This is a genomic window from Janthinobacterium sp. PLB04 (assembly GCF_021165895.1).
Classification (GTDB): domain Bacteria; phylum Pseudomonadota; class Gammaproteobacteria; order Burkholderiales; family Burkholderiaceae_D; genus Janthinobacterium; species Janthinobacterium lividum.
In genome coordinates this window covers 5282947-5309643 of the sequence record NZ_CP088968.1, presented here as the reverse complement: position 1 = coordinate 5309643, position 26697 = coordinate 5282947, and the positions used below count along the sequence as shown (strand labels likewise).

Here is a 26697-nt window from a genome sequence, read left to right as displayed (position 1 = left end):
ACCGGACTACTGACATGACCCAACGCCTCATCCTCGCCTCCAACAACGCCGGCAAGCTCAAGGAATTCAACGAGCTGCTCTCGACCATCGGTTTTTCCGTCCACGCCCAGGGCGAGTACGCCGTGCCGGAAAGCGACGAACCATTCCACACCTTCGTTGAAAACGCCCTGCAAAAGGCGCGCCATGCGTCGCGCCTGACGGGCTTGCCGGCCCTGGCCGACGATTCTGGCGTGTGCGTCAATGCGCTCGGTGGCGCGCCGGGCGTATATTCGGCCCGCTATGCGGGCGAGCCGAAATCGGACGCGGCCAACAGCGCCAAGCTGATCGCCGACCTGGAAGCGCATGCCGACAAGTCCGCGTACTACTACTGCGTGCTGGTGTACGTGCGCCATGCGGACGACCCGCAGCCGGTGATCGCAGACGGACGCTGGAATGGCGAGATGATTGCTACGCCGCGTGGCAACGGCGGCTTTGGTTACGATCCGCATTTCTTCCTCCCCGCGCTGGGCAAGTGCGCGGCCGAATTGACATCCGATGAAAAGAACGCGCTGTCGCACCGTGGCCAGGCCCTGCGCGCGCTGGTGGAAAAACTGCGATGATCCCGATCAAACTGGTGGGCGCCGCCGCCAAGCCGGCAGCCAGGGCGGGAGCCGCTCCCGCGCCGCAGGAAGGCATTTCCGGCGCGGCCGGGGCTGCCCTGAAATACCTGCAGCCGGGCGCGCTGAACCTGACGACACTGCCGCCGCTGTCGCTGTACATCCATTTCCCGTGGTGCGTGAAAAAATGCCCGTACTGCGATTTCAATTCGCACGAGGTGCGCGGCGACTTGCCGGAAGGGGAATACCTGGCAGCCCTGCGGCTGGACCTGGAAATGGCGCTGCCGCTGATCTGGGGCCGCAAGATCCACACCATCTTCATCGGCGGCGGCACGCCCAGCCTGATGTCGGCGGCGGGCCTGGACCGGCTGATGTCGGACGTGCGCACCTTGCTGCCATTGGAGCCCGACTGCGAAATCACCATGGAAGCCAATCCGGGTACCTTTGAAGCGGAAAAATTCAAGTCCTACCGGGCCAGCGGCATCAACCGCCTGTCGATCGGCATCCAGAGCTTCAATGGCCGCCACCTGCAGGCGCTGGGCCGCATCCACGACGACAACGAGGCGCGCCGCGCGGTGGACATCGCGCACGCCAATTTCGACAATTTCAACCTCGACCTGATGTACGCGCTGCCCACGCAAACCCTGGCCGAGGCGCAGCAGGACCTGGAAACGGCGCTGTCGTTCGCGCCGCCGCACCTGTCGCTGTACCACCTGACGCTCGAACCGAACACGCTGTTCGCCAAGTATCCGCCCGTGCTGCCGGACGACGACGAGAGCGCCGATATCGCCGACATGGTGGCCGCGCGCGCCGCGCAGGCCGGTTACGGCCGCTATGAAGTGTCGGCCTATGCGCAGCCGGGCCGCCAGGCTAAGCACAACCGCAATTACTGGGAATTCGGCGACTACCTGGGCATCGGCGCGGGCGCCCACTCGAAGATTTCGTTCCCGCACCGCGTGCTGCGCCAGGCCCGCTACAAGCAGCCGCGCGCCTACATGGACGCGGTACTGGCCGGTAACCCGGTGCAGGAAGAGCGCGAACTGGCGCGCGAGGAGATGGGCTTCGAGTTCATGTTGAATACCCTGCGCCTGACGCAGGGCTTTACACCGAACCTGTTCGCCGAGCGCACGGGCCTGGCCATCAACGCCATCGAGCAGCCGCTGAACGCGGCCGAAGCGAAAGGCTTGCTGTACCGCGACCACCAGGTCATCCGCCCGACGGAGCGGGGGTTGTGCTTCCTGAACGACCTGCAGCAGATGTTCCTGGAAGACTGACGCGGTCTGATGCGCTAGTGCGCGGTGGCGGCGCGCAGGCGCTGCAGCTTGGCCGCGTACAGCCCATGCTCGCTACGCGTGGTGCTGTTGTCCATCGCCAATTCCAGCTGCCTGCCCGCCTGCGAGAGTTGTCCCATGCGCGCATACGCCTGCGCCAGCCAGAAGTGGAATTCATGGTAGTAGGGATCGCGCGCGATCTCGCGCTTGAACAGGCGCGCCGCTTCCTGGTAGTCGGCCATTTCCATGGCGCGCTGGCCCAGGTTGAAGAAGTGGAACGGAGGTTCCGGCTGCAGGGCCAGCAATTTGCGCCGTAGCAGCTGCGCTTCGTTCGCGCGCCCCAGGCCGTCGAGTGCCTGCGCCAGGTTCGACAGCAGCACGGTATTCGATGGCGAGCGTTCCAGTGCGTAGGCGAGCGTGCGCCGCGCCGGTTCCGTGTCGCCGTGGCGCAGCTGGATGATGCCCAGCGTATTGAAGGCGCCCGCAAACGTGGGGTCTTGCAGGATGGCGGCGCGCGCATACCAGTAGGCTTGATCGAGCTCGCCGCTGGCCATGGTTTCGGCGGCGCGATTGTTGAGGTACATGGCCAGGATGGTCGCCTCGCTGATTTGCAGCGTGCGCTGGCCGGCAAGGTCTTCGCCAGGCAGGAAGTCGATGAGCATGATGGCGTCGGCCTCGTAGCCGACGGTATTGCCGGCGGCACGGCGTTCCAGCGCGAGGTTGACGTGGCCGGCGACGAAATACATGCCGCCGCTGCGGCTCCAGCTCTCTTCTCCCAGAACCAGCTGGTAGTGCACATTGAGTCCCATTTCCTTGGCCAGCGCGGCCGTCATCAGCACCAGCGACAGGCAATTGCCGCTGCGCGCATCGAACGCCTGTGCCGCCGTGCGCGTCATGGCGGCATCATATTCAAGCTGCAGCCCGGCCCTGTTGCGCAAGGCATCGGCCAGCGCGCGGCGGGGATTCTTGCTGCGCCCCTCGCGCGCGATATCGACGCGCACATACTGCCGCATGGCGTCGCTCATGGCAAACGCCTGCCGCGGGTCGACCGGCACGGCCGGCGCGGCAAAGCTGGCATCGTTGAAAAGGTCGGCCGGAGGCGGGGTGGCGGGTGCCGTGGCGCAGCCGGCAAGGGCTGCACACAGCAGCAAGGGGGACAGGAGGCCCAGGCGCAGTTGTGCGCTGACGCGGCGGATACATTTCATGTTCGTGCTCCCGCAGAACGATGTCAGGCGCAACACGTATTGCTGCCGGTGGTGCGCCCTGCCACCTGAAACAAGTATCCTCGCGCGCCACGGCGCTGTCAAACCCTTTTGACTGGCCCTGTTGCCAGTCTTAAAACTCTTCCCAATCCTGCTCGCCAGCCACCTGCGCCTGGGGCTTGCGCGCAGCAGGCGCGCTCCTGGCCGCGATGGCTGGCTGCCTGGCGGCGGCGCTCCTGGCCGCCGGCTTGGCCAGCTGGGTGGGCGCCGGCCGCGCGCTGCGTACCGGCGCCTTTGTCGCCATGTGTTCGAGCTGGAAGCCGGCCGCCACCTGCGCCAGGCGCGCGGCCTGGTCCTGCATGCTTTCGGCCGCTGCCGCCGCTTCCTCCACCAGGGCCGCATTTTGCTGCGTCACCTGGTCCATCTGCGCGATGGCCTGGTTGACCTGGTCGATGCCCATGCTTTGCTCGGCGCTGGCAGCGGTGATCTCGGCCATGATGTCGGTGACGCGGCGTACGCTGTCGACCACTTCGTTCATGGTGCTGCCGGCCTGATGTACCAGCCGCGTGCCATTGTTGACCTGTTCCACCGAGTCGCCGATCAGGGTCTTGATTTCGCGCGCCGCCGCGGCCGAGCGTTGCGCCAGGCTGCGCACTTCCGTGGCGACGACGGCAAAGCCGCGCCCCTGCTCGCCGGCGCGCGCCGCTTCGACGGCTGCGTTCAAGGCCAGGATATTCGTCTGGAAGGCGATGCCGTCGATGACGCCGATGATGTCGACGATTTTCGTCGATGCCGTATCGATGGCGCCCATGGTGTCGACCACCTGGCTGACGATGTTGCCGCCCCGTTCGGCCACGCCGGAAGCGGCCACCGCCATCTGGTTTGCCTGCCGCGCATTGTCCGCATTCTGCTTGACGGTGCTGGTCAGTTCTTCCATCGACGACGCCGTCTCTTCCAGCGAACTGGCTTGCTGCTCCGTGCGCGCCGACAGATCCTGGTTGCCGGCGGCGATTTCGCCGGAGGCCGTGGCAATTGCATTGGTGCCCGTCTGCACTTCCGACACCACCTTGCGCAGTGCTTCGTTCATGCCGTGCAGCGCGCGCATCAGGTCGCCGATTTCATCGCTGGCGGGCGTGCCGAAATGCGTGCGCAAGTCGCCGTCGGCCACCGTTTCAGCCACCTTCACGGCGGCCTTCAATGGCTGCGTGATCGAGCGCGTGATCAGCCAGGCACAGACGCTGCCCAGCGCCACCACCAGCGCGCACAAGGTCAGCAGCAGGGTGAAGCTGCGCCCGTTGGCTTCCTCGATCGCTTGCGCCGTGGCGTCGATGGCCTGGCGCTGCTGCGACAGCAGGGCCTTGACGTTGTTCTGGTACTTGGCGGCGGCCGGCGCGAAGCTGTCGCGGTAGGCGCTTTCCGCCTGCGCCGCGTTGCCGGCCTTGCGCGCATTCATTACCAGGGTCTTGGCATCCTGGTACTTGACGCGTTCGGCGATGGACGACTTGAAGATGGCTTTTTCTTCATCGCTGTCGAGCAGCGTCTCGATTTTCTTCAGCAGTTCGCTGCCCTGTTTCGTGCTGTCGGCGATGGTGTCGGCAAACACGCTCGACAAGGTTTCATCCGTGCTTTTGGCGATCATCGAGGTACGCGCGATGGCCGAGTAGATCAGCACGTACCAGTCCGATACCAGGCGCTCTTTGGCCAGCGGTTTTTCCATCATTTGCCGCGTCGCTTCGGCATTCACATGGGCGCTGTACAGCGCGTACGAGGTGGAGATCACGGACAGCAGCAGCACCAGCGCGAAGCCTGCAGCCAGGCGCGTGCCGATACGAAGGTGGGAGAGGGCGTGCATGGTTGAAACTCCTGTCGCAGAGGGATTGAAGGTTGCCTGTGCGACATAGTATGCACTGATAAGTGACCAATAGGCGAGGGAAAAGCGCGCTTGTTTTGGCGCGTGTTGCAGTCTTGCCCTTGCTACAGATCGAGCGCCTGGCGCAGGTCCGGCTGCTCGGCCCAGCGGGCGAAGGCCGCCGCCATGCGCTCGCTTTCCGCGATGGCGCGGCGCCAGTCGCGCATGCGCGCCGCGTGGTCTTGCCCGTAATGGGGGAAGTCGCGCCGGTCCGGCAGTTTGCCATTCGGCAGGCTGGCCACGAAGGCGGGCGAGGGCGAGACGAGGATCATGTTGTCGAGTGCGCTATCGCCGCTGCGCGCGCGGCGCCAGGGCATGGCCTTGTCCAGCCAGCCCGGCACGATATGGTCGGCAAAATGCGGGTACAGCACCAGGTCCGGTTCGCGTTGGTAAGGCAGGTGCAAATGGTAGTCGACCAGGCCGCCGTCCCAGTAACGCCCGGGCGGCGCGCCGGCGATGTCCGTCACGGCGTCGAGCACCAGCGGGATGGAGCCGGAGGCCAGCAGCGCGTCGCGCAGGTTCTCTTGCGCCAGGGGCACGAAATGCGAATGAAAGGCGTCGAAGCGCGAGCGCAACCAACTGGCGCCGTCCGGCCCCGCATGGAACACCGCGCGTTCCAGCGAGGCGGCCAAGTGCGCCCGTGCCACGGCATTGCCGGCGGCGGCCAGCAGGAAGCCGCGCCGGTCGCGCCATTTGCCCGGCTGCGCCAGCGCGCCGATGCCGCGCACGGCCAGCACCGACAGGCTATGGCGCTCGTGCCGCAGCAGCTGCGCATCCTGGCCATCGAGGACCGCGTCGAGCAGGGCGCGGCAGGTGCGGCTGACGTGCGCCGCATCGGGCTTGTCGGGATAGCGCTGGCCCACGTATTCGCGCACCAGGCGGCGCTGCGCGGCCACCGGGTCGGGGAACACGGCGGCGGCCATGCGCCAGGCGCCGATCGAGGCGCCGACGAAATGGCGCGGGCGCGGCGCCTGGGCCAGGAAGTCGCCGAACAGCCAGCAATCGAGCTGGTGCAGGATCAAGCCTTTTGGCCCGCCTGCGGCAGCAGGGACGATGGCGACGTCAAGCGCGCGCAAGCCGTTGTCGGCGATGCGCGCCCGGGCGCGGCGGCCCAGGCGGATGGTGATCGGTGATTGCATGAGTAGTCGTTGACGGCCTGTGGCCAGCTATTTTACCGCCAGCGTGGCGTCACGAAACAGTCGCGCTCGTTATAGTCACATTGTTAGTATTAGTAAATTTCTTTAAGGCAACCATTCTCTTGAGAAATGTTGCATAATATTGGACGTTGAATTTTTGGCATGTGCCAAGGATTCCTTATGCCCTGCTTTTTTATTGGAATCGTATGCAATTGAATCACGCTTTTGTTTTGACCCTCATCGCTGGCTCTCTCGTTGCCTGCGGCGGTGGCGGCTCGTCCTCCCCAGCTGACCCGGTAGTCGCCGTGAATCCACCCGTGACGCCCGTAGTACCTGTTGCCCCGCCAGTGGTGCCTGTCACGCCGACCGCCACTGGCGAAAACACGGGTACCGTCAGCGCCCGTTTCGTCAATGGCGACAACAGCCGTTTCGTCTTTACGTCGATCGGCTTGCAGAGCAATGGCAAGGCCAGCACGCTGGTGCAGGACGCCTCCGGCGCCTTGAGCACTATCGGCAGCATCGTCCTGACGGGCAATCCGTCCGTGACGCGTGACATCAGCGGCGACGCCGCCTTCGCGCAGGGCCGCTGGTTCAAGGGCGCGTTCAGCAATATTTCCGGCGCCACGACCTTGACCGGCAATAATGCCAGTGCGCATTATGTCGCCTATAACGTGCTCGCCGCACTGCCAGCGACCGGTACGTTGACCTGCGATGCCGGTGCGTTCACGGCGCCAAGCTATACGGGCGGCAGCAGCGTCTCGTCGACCGCTTACTTCGGCACGGCCAGCGGCACCGCCAGCGTATCGTTCGATGCTTCCGGCGCCAAGGTGGCGCTGTCCATCGATGCCAGCGCCGGTGGCAGCACGGGCAAGGTGAGTGCTGCTACCAGCATGGCTTCGGCCGCGTCGAGCAGCATCACTGGCGGCTACCTGTCGAATGGCACGGGCGCGCAGCTGATGCTGGGCGACGGCGGCGCTGGCCGCTATCTGCTGATCGCCGCTTACAAGGCGCAGCTGGCCAATGGCGCCAATTACCAGGGCGTGGCCACCTTCCGCTGTTCCTGATCACGCAGGCATGAAAAAAGCGGCGCCGTGCATTGCACGGGCGCCGCTTTTTTTATGCACGTCGTGCCTAGAGCCTATCCCGGTAGATGAATACATCCCCCGCTGGCGCGCCTCAGAAGCGGGGACTGCGTTGATCGTCGTCGCGTGGCTCGCCACGCGTCCTCCTCACGCCTTGTCCGCGCTCCTGATGTGCTGCCAGCAGAAGACGCTCCCTACCGGGATAGGCTCTTAGCGCAGTGCCGAGATCATCTGTTTCAGCTTGCCGGAATCGACGCAGAAGGCGCGGATGCCTTCAGCCAGTTTTTCCGTCGCCATCGCGTCTTCATTCATCATGAAGCGGAAGGCTTCCTCGTTCAGCGACATTTGTACGATGTTGGTCGATGGCGCCGCTTCGGCGCTCAGCTTGCGCTCCACCGGCGCATCGCTGTCGGCCAGCTTTTGCAGCAGGTCGGGGCTGATGGTGAGCAGGTCGCAGCCGGCCAGTTCGAGGATTTGCGACGTGTTGCGGAAGCTCGCGCCCATCACCTCCGTCTTGTAGCCGAACTTGCGGTAGTAGTTATAGATGCGGCGGACCGATTGCACGCCCGGATCTTCCGCGCCCATGTAGTCGATACCCGTCGATTTCTTGTACCAGTCGTAGATGCGGCCGACGAACGGAGAAATGAGCTGCGCGCCCGCTTCGGCGCAGGCGATGGCCTGGGCCAGCGAGAACAGCAGGGTCATGTTGCAGCGGATGCCTTCCTTTTCCAGGATGGCGGCGGCGCGGATGCCTTCCCAGGTGGAAGCGATCTTGATCAGCACGCGCTCGCGTGGAATGCCGGCGTTCGAATACAGGGCGATCAGGTCGCGGCCCTTGGCGACAGTACCTTCCGTGTCGAACGACAGGCGCGCATCGACTTCGGTGGAGACGCGGCCGGGGATGGTTTGCAGGATTTCCACGCCAAACGCGATCAGCAGGCGGTCGATGATTTCGGCGGTGGAGGCGTTCGGATGGTCGCGCACGGCCTTTTCCAGCAGCGGCTTGTATTCATCCTTTTGCACGGCCTTCAGGATCAGCGACGGATTCGTCGTCGCATCGCGCGGCGTGTAAGCCTGGATCGATTGGAAGTCGCCGGTGTCGGCCACCACGGTAGTAAATTGCTTCAGTTGTTCGAGTTGGTTCATGGCTGCACGGGAAAGAGTGAATGGGCTTGCCGGAGTATTGTACCGAATCCGTTGCATCAAGCATCGACTATTGTCTTCCCCGTGCGCTACTTGCTCAATTGAATCTTGCTTTTTTGAGAACTCGCGCATAATTGCCTGGACTTGTTTATTTTGCACACTGTTCTGATAAGCAATGTGCGATGCCACACTCCAAATGAAGAGCATCTTTTGACACAAGATATCGTTAGCGCAGTGGCCGCCTTCAACGGCGCGGCCCGCCTGTATGCATTGGCTATCGGCGACGATGGCCAGGACAGCGGCTTGCTGGTCGAAGCCTTTGCCGCCGACGAACGGCTGCAGGAGGTCGGCGCGCGCGACATCATTGCCTTGTCCACCAGCGCCCATGTTGCGCTGGCGTCCCTGCTGGGCCAGCCGGCCAGCCTGCATATCAGCCTGGCGGACGGCACGCGCACGCAGTTTTCCGGCTACATCAGCGAGGCGGCCATGCTGGGCAGCAATGGCGGCCTGGCGCGCTACCGCCTGCGCATCACGCCTTGGTTGTGGCTGCTGACGCAGGTGCGTAACAGCCGCGTCTGGCAAGATCGGAGCGTGACGGCCATCATCGACGAGGTATTGCAGGCGTATGCGCCATATGCGCTGTGGCGCTGGAGCGACGAGGTCGCATCTTTCATGCAGGACGTGGGCGAACGCAGCTATTGCTGCCAGTACCGTGAATCCGATTTCGATTTTATCCGCCGCCTGCTGACGGAAGAGGGCATCGCCTGGCGCTTCGAGGCGCACACACTGGTCCTGTTCGCCGATAGCAGCCAGCCCTGCGCCACGCCCGAAGACGCCAGCAGCGCGCAGGCGGGCGGACTGCGCTTTCATGGCGCGCGCGTCGGCGAGCCGGGCGACAGCGTGCAAGCCTTGAGTGCGCGGCGCAGCCTGCAGGTGGGCCTGAGCAGCGTGCTCAGCTATGACTACAAGGCGAAAAAGGCCGTGGCCGCCAGCGTGCCGGCCAACATCGCGCTTGGCGGCAAGAACGCGCCGGTGCTGGAAAGCTACGACACACCGGGCCAGTACTGGTACGCCAGCGCCGCCCAGGCGCAGCGCTACGCGCAGTTGCAGATGCAGGCCCATGAAGCGCGCGCCCAGCTGTGGCAGGCGCGTTCGACCGTGCGCACCCTGCGCGCCGGCACGCGTTTTACCCTGACGCAGGGACCGTTACCGCAGGCCGATGGTGCCGCGTCCGAATATGTCGTGTTGCGCGTGGCCAGCATCGGCGTCAACAACCTGCCGGCGCCGGCCCTGGAGGGATTGGCGGAACTGTTCGGCCCGATACCGGAATTGCTGGAAGAAACCGTGGCAGAGTGGGGCGCAGGGTTTCCCGATATCGCTGCCGCGATCGCCCAGGCGCAAGCCAGCGGTCACGCCAACTGCATCGAGATGATCACCGCAAGCACGCCGTGGCGTCCGTTGCAGGATGGCAGCGATGCGCGCCAGCACGCCACGCCGACCGCCCTGGGCAGCCAGAGCGCCATCGTGGTCGGCGCCGATGGCAATGACGCGGCCAGCGGCGCCGATGAAATTTACTGCGACAGGCTGGGCCGGGTGCGCATCCGTTTCCACTGGCAGCAGGAGACGGGCGCGACTTGCTGGGTGCGCGTGGCGCAGCGCGCGGCCGGTGGCGGCATGGGCAGCCAGTTCCTGCCGCGCATCGGCCAGGAAGTGCTGGTGCAATTCCTGGAAAACGATATCGACCGTCCCGTCATCGTCGGCGCGCTGTACAACGGGCAGGGCGAGGGCGGCACCGCAGCCACGCCGGGCGGTATTGCGCGCGATCAAAACGATGCTGGCGTTTTCCAGCCGGCCCACGATCACGCGGTAGCGGGGCAGGGTAATCTGGCGGGCGGCAACAGTCCGCTGTGGCATGGCGCCGCAGGCGCCAGCGCGGCGCACCGCAATGGAGCAGCGCAATGGGGCATCCGCAGCAAGGAGTTCGGCAAGGCGGGCGGCATGGCCGGTTACAACCAGCTGCTGTTCGACGACACCGACAGCCAGGGCCGGGTGCAGCTGAAAAGCAGCCATGCGGTCAGCGAACTGAGCCTGGGGCATCTGATCCACGGTGCCGACAATTACCGCGGCAGCCTGCGCGGCGCCGGCGCCGAGCTGCGCACCGATGCGTACGGCGCGGTGCGCGCCAGGGCGGGCTTGCTGATCACCAGTTATGTGCTCAAGCACGAGGCCGCGCAACGCGAGCCGTCCGGCGACAATGCCGGCGGTATCGCGTTGATGAAACAGGCGGTACTGCTGGGAGATACCTTCAGCGCTGCCGCCAAGACGCACCAGACGGTGGCTTACGCCAGCCATGTGGGCGTCACCGCACCGAATGCCAGCGAACTCGACGACCAGGCGCCGCCATTGAAGGCGCTCTTGGCCAGCGTGTCGGGCATGCATGAAGAGCTGCCACAGACTAAGGGCGCCATCATCGCGATTGCCGCCAGGGCCGGACTGGGCGTTGTCGCGGGGCAAGACATGCAACTGGCCAGCGGCGAAACCGTCACACTGATGAGTGGCCAGGATACCCAGTTCACCGGCGGCGGCCAGTTGCGCGTGCACAGTGGCCAGGCCATCGGCGCCCTGGGCGGCGTGGTCAAGGCGGGCGAGAACAATATCGGCCTGCAGATGATCGCCGCCAAACAGGCCATCGACGTGCAGGCGCAGGCCGACGTGCTCCAAGTCCAGGCGCGCGAAGAGGTCAATATCGTCAGCGCCGCCGCGCATATCGACTGGGCGGCGGCCAAAAGCATCCGCCTGTCGACGGCGGGCGGGGCGAATATCACCATCGAGGGCGGCAATATTACGATCCAGTGTCCGGGCAAGATCACGGTGCATGCCGGCAGGAAGAGTTTTATCGGGCCGACACGGCTCGCTTATCCATTGCCGGCGCTGCCTGCCAGCGTCTGTAAAGCGTGTCTGCTGGCAGCGTTGCGTAGCGGTAGTCCGTTTGTCGCACCCACGGCAGCCTAGAAAAGGAGCCCTGATGTACTTTGCCATCGATGTTCCCGACCCAGAAGTTCCAGCGCTGATCACGCAGCAACTGCAGGCCTTGCGTGCGGACGCGGTAGTGGCGAACGGCGGCCAGCCCCTGCATCTGCTGGCGCTGCTCGACGGCGCCTGCGACGAGGAATTTTTCACCAAGCGCTACCCGAGCCGCTTGCGGCGCCAGTCGCTGTATGCGTATACCTCGTTGCAAAACTTCAAGAGCGCCGCACCGTATTTAATGGCGGCGCCATCGGCAAGCAGCGAGCAGGCCGCGTGGCTGCAGCGCCTGTTTTCGCTATGCGCAGGCAAGCCCATGCTCAGCATCATCGCCAGCACGCTCGATATCGACCAGCTGGAGCAGCATCTGCGCCCCTATTTGATTGCCATCACGCCAGATACCGTCGAATGGCCAGTGCGCTGGGCCGATAGTCGCACATTGCCGGCCTTGCTGGCGGCCTTGACGCAAACCCAATATGCGCATTTGCTGAGTCCCATCTACCGCTGGTGGTCGCTGCGGCGCGATGGTTCCCTGATCAATTGGCATGGCGAGGCTCAGCCCAGTCCCGTCCCTGCGGAGTTTGATAAATTTCCCTTGAGCGACACCGCCTTTGCCTCCTTGGTGGATATCGCCGAGGCCGACGCCATCCTGGCCAATCTGCATGATGTGCAGCCGGACCTGTTTCATTCCGGTACCCCGGCCGAGTGCCACGCGCGCGTGGCGCGTCATTTGCTTGTGGCAAACGCCAGCGGCATCGAGGCGGCGGGCCTGCGTCAGCATTTCAGCGCCCTGGCCTTGATGCTGGCCGATGATTTCACCTTGCATCCGGCGATGGCCAGCCTGCTGCGGCGGACGCGCCAGGGTGCGAATTACCTGTCCGAGCTCGACACGCTGCCCGACGATTTCTGGCAGGCGCGATCAGCTGCCTAGCCTTGTTCCTTCAACTGCTAATTTTTTTATAAGAGGAAAATCATGAAATGGATTATGTATCTTGGCGCCGCCTTGCTGCTGAGCGGTTGTGCCCTCAAGGCAAGGCAGGTTGAGCAAGCCGGCCCAAGTCCTACCGCGACGGCGCAGGTGGGTATTGTCAACCATACGGGGAAGTATATTTATTCCGCATCAGTGGATGGGGCAGGAGGTGCCAATATGGCCAGATGGGGAGCGGGGGGGGCAGAAATCTGTTGCACCTCTATCCCGAGAGTGTGGTATCCGGGAATGATGGTTCGGGTGCGGTGGGATATGCCGGAAGAACATACGCATATTGTCAAAGAAAAAATGGTGGAAGTGGAAAAATATGATAGACCAGGGGATATCTATATGCATTTTTTTCCCAATGACGAGGTGAGAGTGGTTGTGTCAAATGTGGACGGCGATAGTAAAAATCATCCTATTCTTCATTCCGGAAAACCTGCCAATATTCCTTGATATCATGATCAGTGAAACTCCCCATTCCGCGCCGTTTCCCGTAGATATTTTTTTAAATCCGTCGACGAAAGAACAATCAAAAATTGCGAAGGAGGCATGTGATAAGAAAGATAGCGCGCCGTGCAGTATTCCAGTGAGGGTTGGGCTTTTCTTTGATGGAACCAATAATAACCTGGAGCGCGATAGAAATGGGGTTAGAACAGGCGTGCTCGACCCGAAAACAAAGAAGCCAATTCCAATAAATAATGTCGTGGTAGACGCCAATGATGCCAGTCATAGCAATGTGGCGCGTCTATTTTCCAGTTTTCCATCTGATAAGCGGGGTGCCGGTTATTTCCGATATTATATTCCTGGCGTGGGAACGCCATTTAAGGAAATTGGTGAATTGACTGAATCGGACGAGGGGAAGGCTTTTGCCAAAGGAGGGCAACCGCGTATTATATGGGGGTTGTTGCAGGTTTTAAATGCAGTTCATCGGACTCTTGTTGGTAAGTTGCTGTATGAATCAGATGAGGCTGGCGAACTTGCCCGCACTTATGATAATGCCGTAGGTCACAAAAAGGTGCCGCATCCCTCAACCGGCAGAGAGCGCTTCATGACCCACTCGGACTGGTTCGCTGAGCATATCGAAAAGTTAAAAGTCGCGATCGCGGCACAACCCAAGCCGAATATTCCATCGCTGACCCTGTCCGTGTTCGGTTTTTCGCGGGGCGCTGCCGAGGCGGTGGCGTTCTGCCAGCTGTTTGCCGATTTGCTCACGCAGGGTGAAGGTGAGGTGCAGAAGTTTGCCGGCATCCCCGTCAGCATCGATTTTCTTGGCGTCTTTGACACGGTGGCAACCGTGGGCAGCTCGGCGTCTGTAGCGAAAACCACGATCGCACCCGGCGCGATGTTCGATGGCCATTGGGCCTGGGCTAACGAATTGCTCAAGCCGCTGCCTCCCTGCGTTCAGGCAGGCTTGCATTGCATTGCCACGCATGAGCAGCGCATGAATTTTCCCGTCACGCGCCTGACAGGGAAGATCGAGGAAGTATATTTTCCTGGTGTGCACTCGGACGTGGGAGGCGGCTATGGTCCGGGCGAGCAGGGAAAGGGGCGTGGCGGACAAGCGGCCTTGCTGTCGCAAATCCCGCTGGCACATATGTTCAAGGAGGCCCGTATCAAGGGCGTGCCCTTGATACCGTTCAGTGAACTGGAGGCAACGGACCGAGATGATTTTCAGGTCAGTCAAGAGCTTGCCAAGGCATGGGAAGCATATACCGCCGAGCTTAACAAGCAAGGCGCCTTGCTGAGCAAGCATATGGAGCTGTATTACCGCTGGCGCGCCGTGCGCGTCAAGACCTTGGAAGCCACGGCCAGCTTCAAGGCAGCCAGCGCGCAGGAGCGCGAGGATCTAGGTTCCTACAACCGCTTGCTGGCAGGCGATCTGGAAGCGTTGCGCGCGCGCAAGGCCTTTCGCCATGGTGATGAGGAGAAACCGTTCAGCGCCCGGGATATTGCGCGCATCAATCACTGGCAATACTATCGCGCCCAAAATCACACGCCCCTGGATGAATGGGAAGCATGGGCGCTCGATATATTCGATCACCCCAAACCGCTACCGCTCGAAGTGATGCGGTTTTTTGACGATTATGTACATGATTCCCTTGCCGGCTTTTATATGGCGGGCGAAGTGACGGAATACGACAAGCGGGCCAAGATCGCCTCGTTCGCCAATAAACCGCCTGAAGACGGCTTTTATAAACGCGCGTATGAGCTCAGCCGGAAGACGGAAGCCGCGCAACTGAAGCAGAAGAATGGCGAAGCATTGACGCCGGATGAGGAAGCACTGGTCAAGGAAGCGCAGTATGGCACGCCCTACCCAATCCGTACGGATGCCGACAGCGCCGCCATGCGCAGCGCGGTGATCACCACGCAAACCTATACGCGTCGCGAGGGTGGCGGCTATATCTTGCGCCGAGGCTATTATCCGCAAAGCGGCTTCTTCCGGAAAAGCGTGCACGAAAACGAGCTGCAACGCATGCCGACGGCCGGCATCAAGGCAAAAGAAGTACCCGAAGAATTCGTATGGAGCGACAACTTAACACAGGATATTGCGCAAGCCAAAGTCGATGAAGAAATTTACCTGGCGCAGCAGCGCTACGCAAGCCGGGTCGAGGCGCTCGCATAGGGCGTGAGTTCTGCACGGCTGGAGCCGAAAGGAAAATGATGAAATGGATTATTTATCTTGGCGCTACCTTGCTGCTGAGCGGCTGCGCGTTCAAGGCCAGGCAGGTTGAGGAAGCCGGCCCAAGTCCTACCGCGACGGCGCAGGTGGGTATTGTGAACCATACCGGGAATTTCATTTACTCCGCGTCGGTTGACGGGGCTGGAGGGGGGAATATGGCCAGATGGGGGGCGGGACTTGCCAATATTTGCTGCACATCCATTCCTCGTGTGTGGTATCCGGGAATGAAAGTCCTGGTGCGGTGGAATATGCCTGAGGGGCATACCGACGTTATCAAAGAAAAAATGGTGGAAGTGGAGAAATACGATGAGCCCGGGGATATCTATATGCATTTCTTCCCCGATGACGGGGTGAGGGTTGTCGTGTCAAATGCAGGCGGACGTGCAAAAACGCATCCTATTCTCCATTCGGGAAAACCTGCCGATATGCCTTGATGCCTGTCGCGCAAAGGAGAAGCTCCAGCGAGGCTGGCGCCGATGGAGGATCAGCCGATGAAGGAATCGAACTGCATGTCGAATTCCTGCAGCGCCTTCTGTGCATTCTGCATCTTCTTGCGGAACTCCGGGCCACGTTGCAGGGCCAGGCCCACGGCCAGCACATCGATCACCACCAGGTAGGCCAGGCGGGCGGAAATCGGGGTGTAGGGGTCGGTATTGAAGACCAGGTCGATCGGGATCAGCACGGTCGCCAGGTCGGCCAGCGGCGTGCCCGATGGGGCCAGCACGACGACGTCGGCGCCGCCGCGGCGCGCCAGTTTCACGGAGCGGACCAGGGCGGGGCTGTTGCCGCGCTGCGAGATGGCTACCAGGCAGTCGCCGCCGCGCAGCAGGGCCGCCGCGATACTGTGGATGTTCGGGTCGCTGTAGGCCACCGTCGGCACGCCCGAGCGGAAGAACTTGTGCTGGGCGTCGGCCGCCACGATGCCCGACGTGCCCTGGCCATAGAATTCGATCTTGCTGGCGCGCGACAGGATGTCGAGCGCGCGCTGGATCGCTTCCGGGTTCAGGTTGTTGCGCAGGTCGAGCAGGGTGTTGATCGAGCGGCTGCAGATTTTATTCACCAGGTCGGCCGCCAGGTCGTCCTGCGCCGGCTGTTCGTTTGCGCCCGGCATGGCCAGGGCCAGGCCCTGCGCCAGCTTCAGCTTGAATTCATGCCAGCCGTCATAACCCAGGGTGCGGCAAAAGCGCACCACGGTCGGTTCCGACACCTGCGCGCTTTTCGCCAGCGCCGTGATGTTCTGGCTAACCGTCTGGTTAGGCTGGTCAAGCACGGCCAGCGCGACCTTCTTCTCCGACTTGGAGAGCGAATCGAGCTGGGTGCGGATGGAGTCAAGCAGCATTAAATTAGTCTTCTATCTTCTGGCAGGGGTGAAGCAGGGGTTTCGTGGAGCACCGCTCCACGCCTGCGTAACGGTCTGGCCTTGCAAGGCCAGACTCCTTGCGCTTCCAAACTAGTCTTCAGGAAGCGCCTCTTCACGCCACTGCAAGCCGTCGCGGCCGATCAGGGCGCTGGCGGCTGCGGGGCCCCAGGTACCGGCCGTGTACGGAATCGGCGCGCTGTCGTTCTGTTCCCAGTTGTCGAGAATCGGCTCGACCCATTCCCAGGCCGCTTCCAGTTCGTCGCCGCGCATGAACAGGGTCAGCTGGCCGCGCAGGACGTCGAGCAGCAAACGCTCGTAGGCGTCCATGCGCGGGGTCTTGAACGATTCGCGGAAATCGAGTTCCAGTTCCGCCGGTTTCAGACGCATGCCGTCGCCCGGGGTTTTCGCCATCAGGTTCATGCGCAAGCCTTCGTCCGGCTGCAAACGGATCACCAGGCAGTTCGGCTGGAAGCTCGATGTGGGCTGGTTGAAGATCGAGTGCGGAATCTGCTTGAAGCGCACGACGATCTCGGCCAGGCTGTCGGCCATGCGCTTGCCCGTGCGCAAGTAGAACGGCACGCCGGCCCAGCGCCAGGTGTCGATTTCTGCCTTCAGCGCAACGAAGGTTTCGGTGCGCGAATGTTCCGGCGCATCCGGCTCGTCGCGGTAGCTCGGCACGGTGGCGCCATCGACGTGGCCGGCGCGGTACTGGCCGCGTACGATGTTCTGCGCCAGGGTGGTGGGCGTGAATTTTTTCAGCGAGCGCAGCACTTGCAGCTTTTCATCGCGCACGGCGTCCGGCGCGATCGAGGTCGGCGGTTCCATGGCGACGATGCACAGCAGTTGCAGCAAGTGGTTTTGCAGCATGTCGCGCAGCGCGCCCGAGGTGTCGTAGTAACCCATGCGGTTGCCCACGCCCAGTTTCTCGGCGATGGTGATCTGCACGTCGGAAATCCACTCGCGGCGCCACAGCGGTTCGAACAGGATATTGCCGAAGCGCAGGGCCAGCAAGTTCTGCACGGTTTCCTTGCCCAGGTAATGGTCGATACGGTAGATCTGCGATTCCTGGAAAACCTTGCCCACTTCGGCATTGATCTGCTTGGCGCTGGCCAGGTCGCGGCCCAGCGGCTTTTCCAGCACCACGCGCGAGTTCGGCGTCACCAGGCCGTTGTCTTCCAGGTTGTCGCAGATGAGAGCGAACAGATGCGGCGGCGTCGCCAGGTAATACACGCGCGTCAGGTCGGCATCGCCGCGCAGCGCTTCGACCAGCGGCGCATACGTGGCCGCATCGCTGGCGTTGAGCGACACATACACGATGCGCGCGCAGAATTTGCTCCAGGTGGCGGCATTCAGGGTGCTGGCCTTGATGTGGGGACGCGAGTTGCTTTCCACCATTTTCAGGAAGGCATCCTGGCCGCTGTCCTGGCGGCCCACGCAGATGATGCGCGCCGTCGGCGGCAAATCGTTCGCGACGTCGCGCGCATACATCGCAGGCAACAATTTGCGCATTGCTAAATCGCCGCTGCCGCCAAACAGGACCAGGTCAAAATCGGTAAGTGCCATAAGTGAGTGTCGTCGCAAAAGTAAAAGGGCCGGAGCGGGGAGGAAACCGACCGGAAGTGCCAGTCTGTCGCTACTATAATCGGTGGTGTAAATTTACTACGTAGAACAGGCAATTGCAAGAAATTTTACTACATTCCAGCCCCTGCCGTCGCCATTTTGCCCGGTATGCCCGCCAGCGGCGCCGGCATGGCCATTATATGCCGTTCGCCGGTGCCGGCGCGGTGTCCTGCTTTTCATAGCCTTTTCAAAGCAACCATGGTTGCCAGGGAAATTTCTAGTTCTCTCCGTCATCATTTGCGCTGTAGCAACAAGCAAATCAAGAAATGCTGTCAGGATCGCTGTTGGCAGCGTAAAGTAGCTTTGAAGAAAGTAAAAAACCGTATAATTCAAGCTCGAATCGATAGCAACTATTGGTTGTAAGAAATTGTACGATATACACTGCACCGCTAGCGCCGGCCATGCCCCGAACCCGCCATCCGACGTCCATGCGACGTGCAGTCCGCACTGTCCGCAGCATCAGGGCAGGCGACTTAACTTTACAAGACGGCTCAAGGGGACACAATGAATTCAATGCAGCAAGATGTCGATGAACGCACCAGCCTGACAGGCAATAACAAATTCGAACTGTTCCTGTTCAAGCTGGGCACCAGTGATCACTCGACCAGCCGCGAACTATTCGGCATCAATGTGTTCAAAGTCCGTGAAATCATGGAAATGCCGGCCATTACGGCCGTGGCCGGTTCGCACCCGCACATGCTGGGCGTGGTCAATATCCGTGGCCAGATCGTGCCCGTGATCGACTTGCCGATGGCGGTCGGCTGCAAGAGCAATGGCTTGAAGATACTGATGGTGACCGAATTTGCTCGCTCGACACAGGCGTTTGCCGTGGAAGAGGTCGATGAAATCGTGCGCCTGGAATGGAACCAGGTGCTGTCGGCCGAATCGAGCGTCGGCGGCGGTCTCGTCACCAGCATCGCGCGCCTCGATGGCGATACGGACAAGACGCGCCTGGCGCAAGTGCTGGACGTGGAGCAAATCCTGCGCAACGTGCTGCCGTCGGGCGACCCGGACGTGGACGAGAACAGCATCGGCCCGCAAGTGCGCTTGCCTGCCGGCGCCGTGATCCTCGCGGCCGACGATTCCTCGCTGGCCCGTTCGCTGATCGAAAAGGGCCTCGAAGCGATGGGCGTGCCTTTCATCATGACCAAGACGGGCAAGGAAGCGTGGGAACGCCTGCAGGCCATCTCGGCCCAGGCGGCCACGGAAGGCAAGACGGCGAAAGACAAGGTGGCGCTGGTGCTGACCGACCTGGAAATGCCGGAAATGGATGGCTTTACCCTGACGCGCAACATCAAGAACGATGGCCGCTTCGCCAACATCCCCGTGGTGATCCACTCGTCGCTGACGGGCTCGACCAACGAAGACCACGTCAAGGGCGTGGGTGCCGATGGTTATGTGGCCAAGTTTGTGGCGGCCGAATTGGCCGAGACGATCCGTAAAGTATTGGCGCGGTAAGCTGAAGCAACCGTAGGTCGGATTAGCGGCGTACGCCGCGTCATCCGACGCCACCATGGACAACACTGTTGTCGGATTACGCGGGGCCTTGCCCCGCTAATCCGACCTACGTGAGCGTAAAAAAAGCGCCGGACCCTCGCAGGTGCCGGCGCTTTTTCATGTTTGAAACGATTACGCCTGGTAGGCCGTCTCCGGCTGGCCTGCCACGTCCACGCGCACGGACAGCACGTGGCCGCTCAAAGGGTAGTTGGCAATTTCCTCGGCCGAGCGGTTGTGGCTGGCGCTGGTGATGTACAGGGTGCGCAGGTCGGGGCCGCCAAACGTCACCATGGTGGGGCAGCGCACGGGCACGGTAATTTCGCCCAGCAGTTGGCCATCGGGGGCGAAGCGCAAGATCTTGCCGCCTTCAAACATGGCCGACCAGTAATTGCCTTCGCTGTCGACGGCCGCGCCATCGGGGCGCCCGCCATAGTCCGCAGCTTTCTTGTCCATGGAAAAACGCTGGAACGGCTGCGGCGCGGAAATGGCTCCGCTGGCCGCATCGAAATCGAAGCGGTCGATGCGGTGCGTGGTGGTATCCGAGTGATACATGGTGCGCTTGTCGGGGGAAAAGCCCAGGCCGTTCGAGACGGTCATGCCGCCCGACCAGACCTTGCGCACTTGTCCCTTTTCCAGCACGAACATTTCCGCCGCATCGGCGTTGCGCGGCTCGAAAATCGTGCCGACCCAGAAACGGCCTGCCGGGTCGACCTTGCCATCGTTGAAGCGCGTGGTGGCCATGTCGAACGGCGCCGGGGCGATTTCCGCCAGGCTGCCCGTCTTCGTGTCGAGATGGGCAAAACCGCTGCGCAAGGCCACGATCAGGCCGCCGCCCGCGTTGATGGCCAGCGCCGATGGTTCCGTCGGCATGCTCCACTGGTCATGCTTGCCGCTGGCGGGGTGCAAGCGGTGCACGGCGCGGCCATCGATGTCGACCCAGTACAGGGCCGCTTCCTTGCCATGCCATAGCGGGCATTCGCCCACTTGCATGGGTTTGTCGCTCACTACTTTAATTTCGTAAATATTCATCTATCTCTTTTAGTATGCGGCTTTTGCAGCTTTAGCCAGCGCAATCAAGCCATTGGTCGAGCTGTCGTGGTGGTCGGGACGGGCTTCGCCCGTCAGTTCGGCCTGGATTTTCTTGGCCAGTACCTTGCCCAGTTCCACGCCCCACTGGTCGAAACTGTTGACGTTCCACAAGACGCCCTGCACGAAGGTCTTGTGTTCGTACAGCGCGATCAGGGCGCCCAGGGTGGTCGGAGTCAGCTGGTCCATCAAAATGGTGTTGCTGGGACGGTTGCCGGGGAAGGTCTTGTGCGGCACCAGCGCCTCGATCTCGCTGTCCGGCAAGCCTTGCGCCTGCAGATCAAGACGCACCTCATCGCCCGTCTTGCCCGTCATGAAGGCTTCCGACTGGGCAAAGCAGTTCGCCAGCAGGGCGTCGTGGTGGCCCGGTAAATCGTGCGTGGCGCGCAGGGCGGCGATGAAATCGATGGGCGTGATGTCCGTGCCCTGGTGCAGCAGCTGGAAGTACGCATGCTGCGCATTCGTGCCGCAGTCGCCCCAGATGACGGGGCCGGTCGGCACGTCGACGGGCACGCCATCCTTGGTGACGCTCTTGCCGTTGCTTTCCATGTCCAGCTGTTGCAAATAGGCGGCAAAGCGGCTCAAGTCCTGGTGGTAGGGCGCGATGGAAACGGAGCCGCAATCGAGGAACTGGCGGTTCCAGAAGCCCACCATGGCCAGCACGACGGGCATGTTCTGTTCCAGCGGCGCCTGGCGGAAGTGCTGGTCCATCGCATGCGCGCCGGCGAGGAAATCGCTGAAGTATTCAAAGCCGACGGACAGGGCCACGGCCAGGCCGATCGACGACCAGACGGAGTAACGGCCGCCGACCCAGTCCCAGAACGGGAACATGTTGTCCGGCGAAATGCCGAAGTCGACGATGGCTTGCGTGTTGGTCGAGACGGCCACAAAATGCTTGGCCAAGTCGGTTTCTTCGCCTTCGAGCAGGAACCAGGCGCGCGCCGTGTTGGCGTTGAGCATGGTTTCGGCCGTAACGAAGGTTTTCGAGGCCACGATGAACAGGGTCGTTTCCGGATCGACTTTCGACAGGGTCGCTTCCATGTCGTGGCCGTCGACGTTGGAAACAAAGTGCATTTCCAGGCCCGGGTTGGCATACGAGCGCAGGGCCAGGCAAGCCATTTTCGGGCCAAGGTCCGAGCCGCCGATGCCGATGTTGACGATGTCGCAAATCGGCTTGCCCGTGTAGCCGAGCCAGCTGCCATTGCGCACCTTGTCCGTAAACGCCTTGACGCGTTGCAGCACATCTTGCACGTCGGTATCGATATCCTGGCCGTCGACCACCAGTTTGGTGCCGCGTGGCGCGCGCAAGGCGGTATGCAGAACGGCCCGATGTTCGGTAAGATTGATTTTCTCGCCAGTGAACATGGCTTCGCGCTGCGCTTCCACGCCGCGCTCGCGGGCCAGGTCCATCAGCAGACGCATGGCGGTGGCGTCGACACGGTTCTTCGAGTAATCGAGCAGCAGGCCGGCCGCATCGACCGTCATCGTCGAGAAACGCGCGGGGTCGGCCGCGAACAGCTGGCGCAGATGCACGTCGCGCAGGCTGGCGCCATGTGCTTGCAGGGACTGGAAACTGGCGGTGGCGGTGATGGCAGGAGTAGGTGCTGGCTGGCGCATGGCGGTCGGCTTGGGTGCTTGTCTCGGTTGAAAGGGGCGCGGCGCGTTCGTGATGGCGAACAGCGGATCTGGCATTGGTATGAGAATAATACATCAGAAAAACGTAATTTCACTACAGTTTGTGCAGGCGCATGGCATTTTCAGCGTTTTTTCAGCGTTTTATCCGTGCTGCAATAGATAGGCAAGCAAGACGAGTGGGCGTGGCACGCTGTTGTTTTGCCTTGAAAGGTCGTGGAAAAATGGATTATTTCTGCCACTGGCCACTGCAAGAGTGCTTCTGCGCGACCATTTTGTAGTAAAATTTCACGAAATACTCATTTTTAAGGAAATCCATATGGCGCTGCATCCAGTAGTCGAATCCGTAACAGCGCGCATCATCGCGCGCAGCCGGCCATCGCGCGGCGCCTACCTGGCGCATCTGGATGCTGCCCGCATCCAGGGCGTGCAGCGCGGCGCCCTGTCGTGCACCAACCTGGCGCACGGCTTTGCCGCCTTTCCTGCTAACGACAAGCTGTCGCTGAAGGAATACAAGAAGCCTTCCGTGGCCATCGTTTCCTCGTACAACGACATGCTGTCGGCGCACCAGCCGTTTGAAGGCTTCCCGCAGATCATCAAGCAAGCCGTGCGCGAAGTAGGCGCCGTGGCCCAGTTCGCCGGCGGCGTGCCCGCCATGTGCGATGGCGTGACGCAAGGCCAGCCGGGCATGGAACTGTCGCTGTTCTCGCGCGACACCATCGCCATGTCGACGGCCGTGGCGCTGTCGCACAATATGTTCGACTCGGCCCTGTACCTGGGCGTGTGCGACAAGATCGTGCCGGGCCTGTTGATCGGCGCGCTGCACTTCGGCCATTTGCCAGCCGTCTTCGTGCCGGCCGGTCCGATGACGTCGGGCTTGTCGAACCAGGAAAAAGCCAAGGTGCGCCAGCTGTATGCGCAAGGCAAGGCCACGCGTGAAGACTTGCTCGAAGGCGAATCGAAAGCCTACCACGGCGCCGGCACCTGTACCTTCTACGGTACCGCGAACAGCAACCAGATGCTGATGGAAGTGATGGGCCTGCACTTGCCGGGCGCCGCCTTCATCACGCCGAATACCCCGCTGCGCGATGCGCTCACAAGAGCGGCCGCCCAGCGCGCCGCCGTCATCACGGCGCAAAGCGCCAGTTACTTGCCGGTCGGCCATATCGTCGACGAGAAATGTATCGTCAACGCCGTCGTGGGCTTGCTGGCCACGGGCGGTTCGACCAACCACACCCTGCACCTGGTGGCCATCGCCAAGGCGGCCGGCATCGTCATCGACTGGAACGATTTCAATGAACTGTCGGCCATCGTGCCGATGCTCACGCGCATCTACCCGAACGGCGACGCCGACGTGAACCATTTCCACGCAGCCGGCGGCACGGGCTATCTGATCCGCGAATTGCTGGACGCGGGCTTGCTGCACGACGACGTCAACACCATCCTGGGCCACGGCTTGCGCGCCCACTGCATGGAGCCGTTCCTCGGCGAAGACGGCAAGGTTTTCTGGAAAGATGCACCAGCCACCAGCGCCGACGAAAACGTGCTGCGTCCCGCCTCGAACCCGTTCGCGCCGGACGGCGGCATGGTATTGGTCGCAGGTAACCTGGGCCGCGCCGTGATGAAGGTCTCGGCCGTCAAGCCGCAGCACCGCACGGTGGAAGCGCCGGCGCTGGTGTTCAATTCGCAGGAAGATTTCATGGCCGCCTACAAGGCGGGCACCCTGGACCGCGACTTCGTCGCCGTGCTGCGCTTCCAGGGACCGCGCGCCAACGGCATGCCGGAACTGCATGCGCTGACCCCGGCGCTGGCCAACCTGCAGGATGCGGGCCGCCACGTGGCGCTGGTCACCGATGGCCGCATGTCGGGCGCATCGGGCAAGGTGCCGGCCGCCATCCACGTCTCGCCGGAGATTCTCGCCGGCGGCCCGCTGGGCCTGGTGCGCGACGGCGACATCATCCGTCTCGACGCGTTCACCGGCGTATTGGAAGCGCTGGTGCCAGCCGATGTCTGGCACGCCCGTTCGCTGGTCACGGCCGATTTGTCGCCGAACCACGTCGGCATGGGCCGCGAGCTGTTTTCCATGTTCCGTTCCACCGTCAGCGCGGCGGAAGAGGGTGCCACCACCTTCGGCCTGCCGTCGCCGATTCCCACCACCGTCGCCTTGCACGACGCCGACAATGTCGGTGATACCGTACCGGGTTCCGATGAAGACTTTTTGGCTAGGAAATAAGAGATGACCATGACACTACTGGAAATTATGCGCACTTCGAGCGTGATCCCCGTGATTGCGATCGACGATCCTGAACACGCCGTACCGCTGGCGCGCGCGCTGGTGGCGGGCGGCATCCGCGTGCTGGAAGTGACCCTGCGCACCAAGCACGGCCTCGAAGCGATCCGCGCCATGTCGGCAGTGCCGGGCGCCATCGTCGGCGTCGGTACCTTGACCCGTCCCGAGGAATTCGCGCAGGCGCGCGATGCGGGCGCCGTGTTCGGCGTCTCGCCAGGCCTGACTTCCGCCCTGGTGGCGGCGGCGAAAAGCAGCGGCCTGCCGTTGCTGCCAGGCGTGATGACGCCAGGCGAAGTGATGGCGGCGCGTGAAAACGGCTTCCAGCAGCTGAAACTGTTCCCGGCCGTGCCGGCGGGCGGCATCGGCATGCTCAACGCGATTTACGGCCCGCTGCCGGACATCACGTTCTGCCCGACGGGCGGCATCTCGCAAGAGACGGCGTCGCAGTTCCTGGCGTGCAAGAACGTCGCCTGCGTGGGCGGCTCGTGGCTGACGCCGAAAGACGCGATCGCGGCCGGCAACTGGGACCGCATCACGGAAATCGCGAAAGCGGCCAGCGGCCTGCGTTCAGCGTAAGCGGCTCCGGCGCGGCAGGCTTCCCGCTTGCCGCGCTTTATTTCTTTCTCTCATGCGAGTTTTGCGCCGTCCCCTCACCATCGGCGAAACCGCCATGGCCCGCAGCGTCTTCCAGGGCGCCATCGACTACGCGCGCGTGCGCGTCGTGCGCGGCTCCTTTCTTCCGTTTGGCTTGCAGGACCAGAACACGGCCATGACGCCGCGCGGCAGCCTGCACTTCATGCCGGCCCAGTACCGCGACGATTTTTCCCGCGAAGGCCACAGCGGCAAGCTGTTCTTCATCCACGAGATGGTGCACGTGTGGCAGTACCAGCTCGGCTACGGCGTGCTGCTGCATGGCGTGCTGCTCGCGCTGCGCGGCGGCTACATCGGGCAGCGCGCCTACCGCTACGATGCGCAGGCTGGCGGCGTCCTGTCCGACTTCAACATGGAGCAGCAGGGCGACATCATCGCCCACTACTTCGGCGCGCGCCAGCTGGGCATTCCCGCCTACGTGGCGAAACTGCCGCAGCTGCAGGATATCCTGCAGGGCTTCCTGATCAACCCTGCCGACCGCCGCCTGCTGCCACGCTGACGCTGACGCCGCCGCTGATGCCACTGCTACGGTGCCGTGTTCGATGCCAGGCGCACGTCCGGCGCGCGCAGGCTGGCCGCCGCATCCTTGCCCAGCAATAAACGCAGGTCGGCGCCCGCGCCGATGCCGCTGTCGCCTGCCGCCTGCAGTTGCGGCATGCCGCCCAACGCCAGGGCCAGGGCGGCCGCTGCCTCGGCGTGGCCGGGACGGTAGACGATGCTGCTGGCCTGGATGCCGTACGGCCGCTGGTTGCCCAGTCGCAGCACGCTGACGCCCATGCCGCCCAGCATGCCGCGCATGCGCGCTGCCATCCCCGTTTCGCCATTGCCGTTGATGACTTCCAGCCGTGGCAGCGGCATCGCCGGCTTGGCCAGGGCGGGGATAGCCGCTGGCGCGGCTTGCGCCGCCACGGGCGCGTCGCGCCAGCTCAGCGCAAAGATATTCGGCTGCAATTGCGTCAGCTGCAAGCGGCTGGCCGGCGCCGCTGGCATGGGCGCGGGCGCCAGGTCGGGCGCGATGGTCTCCGCGGTGGCATCGACTGTGCCGATGCTGCGCGCCAGCGCCGCGATGGCCAGGTCCAGGTTGGCGCGCGCCGGCTGCTGGCCGTTGTCGAGCTGTAGCGACTGGCGCAGCGCGTCGGCCGCCTGGGCATACTCACCCTGCAGGTACAGCACGTAGCCGAGATTGTTGTAGGTCCTGGCCGTCGGCGTTTGCAGCGCCAGTGCCTGCAGCATGCTGCGGGCCGTTTCCAGCTGGCCCAGCTGCGCGTGCAGCACGGCGGCGCCATTGCGCGCATCGGCCGAGTCGGGCTCAAGCAGCAGGGCTTCGCGGTAGGCGGCCAGCGCGGCGCGCGGGTCGCCCAGTTCCAGCATGCGCTTGCCCAGCTTGCAGAACGCGGCAGTGCGGGTGGCGGGGCTGTCATCGATGCGCGCCTGGGGTGGCGCAACATGGCTGCCCTGGCTGGCCGGGCCGGGCAGGTGGCCGCAGGCGGGCAGCAGGCCGGCGCAGGCGAGCATGAGCATCAGGGTGGTGTGCTGTGACATGGC

21 protein-coding genes are annotated in these 26697 nt (G+C 62.9%); 12 read left to right on the top strand and 9 right to left on the bottom strand.

All coding sequences use genetic code 11. The annotated features are described in order from the left end of the window. Positions 1-14: 14 nt before the first annotated feature. Together rdgB and hemW are read left to right on the top strand one after the other, a co-directional pair. Complete coding sequence (gene rdgB, locus LSO07_RS23410; protein WP_070281283.1) at positions 15-599, top strand: RdgB/HAM1 family non-canonical purine NTP pyrophosphatase; 585 nt, start codon at positions 15-17, stop codon at positions 597-599. Beyond that, the gene (gene hemW, locus LSO07_RS23405) at positions 596-1870 is read left to right on the top strand and encodes a radical SAM family heme chaperone HemW (protein WP_151096698.1); all 1275 of its coding nucleotides are present in this window, start codon (positions 596-598) and stop codon (positions 1868-1870) included. The genes rdgB and hemW overlap by 4 nt, the downstream gene beginning before the upstream one ends. A gap of 14 nt (positions 1871-1884) precedes the next feature. Here hemW and LSO07_RS23400 read toward each other — a convergent pair whose 3' ends face one another. From LSO07_RS23400 to LSO07_RS23390, 3 genes are all read right to left on the bottom strand, one after another. Then, entirely contained in the window at positions 1885-3072 is a 1188-nt protein-coding gene (locus tag LSO07_RS23400) for a tetratricopeptide repeat protein (RefSeq protein ID WP_151096697.1), read from the bottom strand. 130 nt (positions 3073-3202) lie between these two features. Further along, entirely contained in the window at positions 3203-4921 is a 1719-nt protein-coding gene (locus LSO07_RS23395) for a methyl-accepting chemotaxis protein (RefSeq protein ID WP_151096695.1), read from the bottom strand. A gap of 122 nt (positions 4922-5043) precedes the next feature. Then, complete coding sequence (locus LSO07_RS23390) at positions 5044-6117, bottom strand: patatin-like phospholipase family protein (protein WP_099388810.1); 1074 nt, start codon at positions 6115-6117, stop codon at positions 5044-5046. 203 nt (positions 6118-6320) lie between these two features. Here LSO07_RS23390 and LSO07_RS23385 point away from each other — a divergent pair, with 203 nt between their 5' ends. Then, positions 6321-7178, top strand: coding sequence for a hypothetical protein (locus tag LSO07_RS23385; RefSeq protein WP_231772995.1), 858 nt, complete (start codon positions 6321-6323; stop codon positions 7176-7178). A gap of 228 nt (positions 7179-7406) precedes the next feature. Here the strand turns inward: LSO07_RS23385 and tal are convergent, their stop codons facing one another. Further along, the gene (tal, locus tag LSO07_RS23380; protein WP_034787048.1) at positions 7407-8342 is read right to left on the bottom strand and encodes a transaldolase; all 936 of its coding nucleotides are present in this window, start codon (positions 8340-8342) and stop codon (positions 7407-7409) included. Positions 8343-8549: 207 nt separating this feature from the next. Here tal and LSO07_RS23375 point away from each other — a divergent pair, with 207 nt between their 5' ends. The 5 genes from LSO07_RS23375 to LSO07_RS23355 are packed head-to-tail and all read left to right on the top strand — an operon-like array spanning position 8550 to position 15450. Further along, positions 8550-11351 carry a type VI secretion system Vgr family protein gene (locus LSO07_RS23375; protein WP_231772994.1) on the top strand — a complete coding sequence of 934 codons (2802 nt, stop codon included), beginning with the start codon at positions 8550-8552 and terminating at the stop codon, positions 11349-11351. 13 nt (positions 11352-11364) lie between these two features. After that, positions 11365-12294: a DUF4123 domain-containing protein gene (locus tag LSO07_RS23370; RefSeq protein WP_151096693.1), complete on the top strand. Its 930-nt coding sequence runs from the start codon at positions 11365-11367 to the stop codon at positions 12292-12294. A 42-nt stretch (positions 12295-12336) separates the two neighbouring features. Continuing rightward, positions 12337-12789, top strand: a complete 453-nt coding sequence (locus LSO07_RS23365; protein WP_151096691.1) for a DUF3304 domain-containing protein — start codon at positions 12337-12339, stop codon at positions 12787-12789. After that, on the top strand, positions 12725-14959 hold the full coding sequence (locus tag LSO07_RS23360) for a phospholipase effector Tle1 domain-containing protein (RefSeq protein WP_225317399.1): 2235 nt from the start codon (positions 12725-12727) through the stop codon (positions 14957-14959). The genes LSO07_RS23365 and LSO07_RS23360 overlap by 65 nt, the downstream gene beginning before the upstream one ends. Before the next feature lie 35 nt (positions 14960-14994). Beyond that, a complete protein-coding gene (locus tag LSO07_RS23355) occupies positions 14995-15450 on the top strand; it encodes a DUF3304 domain-containing protein (RefSeq protein ID WP_151096689.1) in 456 nt (151 codons plus the stop codon). Between the two features lie 50 nt (positions 15451-15500). Here LSO07_RS23355 and LSO07_RS23350 read toward each other — a convergent pair whose 3' ends face one another. After that, complete coding sequence (locus LSO07_RS23350) at positions 15501-16355, bottom strand: SIS domain-containing protein (RefSeq protein WP_034750862.1); 855 nt, start codon at positions 16353-16355, stop codon at positions 15501-15503. A gap of 111 nt (positions 16356-16466) precedes the next feature. Beyond that, the gene (zwf, locus tag LSO07_RS23345; protein WP_070260463.1) at positions 16467-17939 is read right to left on the bottom strand and encodes a glucose-6-phosphate dehydrogenase; all 1473 of its coding nucleotides are present in this window, start codon (positions 17937-17939) and stop codon (positions 16467-16469) included. A 561-nt stretch (positions 17940-18500) separates the two neighbouring features. Between zwf and LSO07_RS23340 the strand changes: the two genes are divergently transcribed. Continuing rightward, positions 18501-19454, top strand: a complete 954-nt coding sequence (locus LSO07_RS23340) for a chemotaxis protein (RefSeq protein WP_070281275.1) — start codon at positions 18501-18503, stop codon at positions 19452-19454. A gap of 171 nt (positions 19455-19625) precedes the next feature. On the opposite strand, the gene LSO07_RS23335 is transcribed toward LSO07_RS23340, so the two are convergent. Continuing rightward, the gene (locus LSO07_RS23335) at positions 19626-20522 is read right to left on the bottom strand and encodes an SMP-30/gluconolactonase/LRE family protein (protein ID WP_151096688.1); all 897 of its coding nucleotides are present in this window, start codon (positions 20520-20522) and stop codon (positions 19626-19628) included. Positions 20523-20531: 9 nt separating this feature from the next. Continuing rightward, positions 20532-22196, bottom strand: coding sequence for a glucose-6-phosphate isomerase (pgi, locus tag LSO07_RS23330; protein ID WP_151096686.1), 1665 nt, complete (start codon positions 22194-22196; stop codon positions 20532-20534). Between the two features lie 334 nt (positions 22197-22530). Between pgi and edd the strand changes: the two genes are divergently transcribed. From edd to LSO07_RS23315, 3 genes are all read left to right on the top strand, one after another. Beyond that, on the top strand, positions 22531-24444 hold the full coding sequence (edd, locus tag LSO07_RS23325) for a phosphogluconate dehydratase (RefSeq protein WP_070281272.1): 1914 nt from the start codon (positions 22531-22533) through the stop codon (positions 24442-24444). 3 nt (positions 24445-24447) lie between these two features. Continuing rightward, the gene (eda, locus tag LSO07_RS23320; RefSeq protein ID WP_070260457.1) at positions 24448-25077 is read left to right on the top strand and encodes a bifunctional 4-hydroxy-2-oxoglutarate aldolase/2-dehydro-3-deoxy-phosphogluconate aldolase; all 630 of its coding nucleotides are present in this window, start codon (positions 24448-24450) and stop codon (positions 25075-25077) included. A 61-nt stretch (positions 25078-25138) separates the two neighbouring features. Continuing rightward, complete coding sequence (locus LSO07_RS23315) at positions 25139-25651, top strand: type IV secretion protein Rhs (RefSeq protein WP_151096685.1); 513 nt, start codon at positions 25139-25141, stop codon at positions 25649-25651. Positions 25652-25677: 26 nt separating this feature from the next. Here the strand turns inward: LSO07_RS23315 and LSO07_RS23310 are convergent, their stop codons facing one another. Further along, on the bottom strand, positions 25678-26694 hold the full coding sequence (locus LSO07_RS23310) for a LytR C-terminal domain-containing protein (protein ID WP_151096683.1): 1017 nt from the start codon (positions 26692-26694) through the stop codon (positions 25678-25680). Positions 26695-26697: the final 3 nt, after the last annotated feature.

Bases quoted from the DNA above. Each gene is read 5' to 3' on its own strand.
- LSO07_RS23390 (WP_099388810.1), bottom strand. From the start codon at position 6,117: ATGCAATCACCGATCACCATCCGCCTGGGCCGCCGCGCCCGGGCGCGC.
- eda (WP_070260457.1), top strand. From the start codon at position 24,448: ATGACCATGACACTACTGGAAATTATGCGCACTTCGAGCGTGATCCCC.
- LSO07_RS23310 (WP_151096683.1), bottom strand. From the start codon at position 26,694: ATGTCACAGCACACCACCCTGATGCTCATGCTCGCCTGCGCCGGCCTG.
- pgi (WP_151096686.1), bottom strand. From the start codon at position 22,196: ATGCGCCAGCCAGCACCTACTCCTGCCATCACCGCCACCGCCAGTTTC.
- LSO07_RS23350 (WP_034750862.1), bottom strand. From the start codon at position 16,355: ATGCTGCTTGACTCCATCCGCACCCAGCTCGATTCGCTCTCCAAGTCG.
- LSO07_RS23365 (WP_151096691.1), top strand. From the start codon at position 12,337: ATGAAATGGATTATGTATCTTGGCGCCGCCTTGCTGCTGAGCGGTTGT.
- LSO07_RS23355 (WP_151096689.1), top strand. From the start codon at position 14,995: ATGATGAAATGGATTATTTATCTTGGCGCTACCTTGCTGCTGAGCGGC.
- edd (WP_070281272.1), top strand. From the start codon at position 22,531: ATGGCGCTGCATCCAGTAGTCGAATCCGTAACAGCGCGCATCATCGCG.
- LSO07_RS23395 (WP_151096695.1), bottom strand. From the start codon at position 4,921: ATGCACGCCCTCTCCCACCTTCGTATCGGCACGCGCCTGGCTGCAGGC.
- LSO07_RS23340 (WP_070281275.1), top strand. From the start codon at position 18,501: ATGAATTCAATGCAGCAAGATGTCGATGAACGCACCAGCCTGACAGGC.
- rdgB (WP_070281283.1), top strand. From the start codon at position 15: ATGACCCAACGCCTCATCCTCGCCTCCAACAACGCCGGCAAGCTCAAG.
- LSO07_RS23335 (WP_151096688.1), bottom strand. From the start codon at position 20,522: ATGAATATTTACGAAATTAAAGTAGTGAGCGACAAACCCATGCAAGTG.
- LSO07_RS23400 (WP_151096697.1), bottom strand. From the start codon at position 3,072: ATGAAATGTATCCGCCGCGTCAGCGCACAACTGCGCCTGGGCCTCCTG.
- LSO07_RS23360 (WP_225317399.1), top strand. From the start codon at position 12,725: ATGTGGACGGCGATAGTAAAAATCATCCTATTCTTCATTCCGGAAAAC.
- LSO07_RS23385 (WP_231772995.1), top strand. From the start codon at position 6,321: ATGCAATTGAATCACGCTTTTGTTTTGACCCTCATCGCTGGCTCTCTC.
- tal (WP_034787048.1), bottom strand. From the start codon at position 8,342: ATGAACCAACTCGAACAACTGAAGCAATTTACTACCGTGGTGGCCGAC.
- hemW (WP_151096698.1), top strand. From the start codon at position 596: ATGATCCCGATCAAACTGGTGGGCGCCGCCGCCAAGCCGGCAGCCAGG.
- zwf (WP_070260463.1), bottom strand. From the start codon at position 17,939: ATGGCACTTACCGATTTTGACCTGGTCCTGTTTGGCGGCAGCGGCGAT.
- LSO07_RS23370 (WP_151096693.1), top strand. From the start codon at position 11,365: ATGTACTTTGCCATCGATGTTCCCGACCCAGAAGTTCCAGCGCTGATC.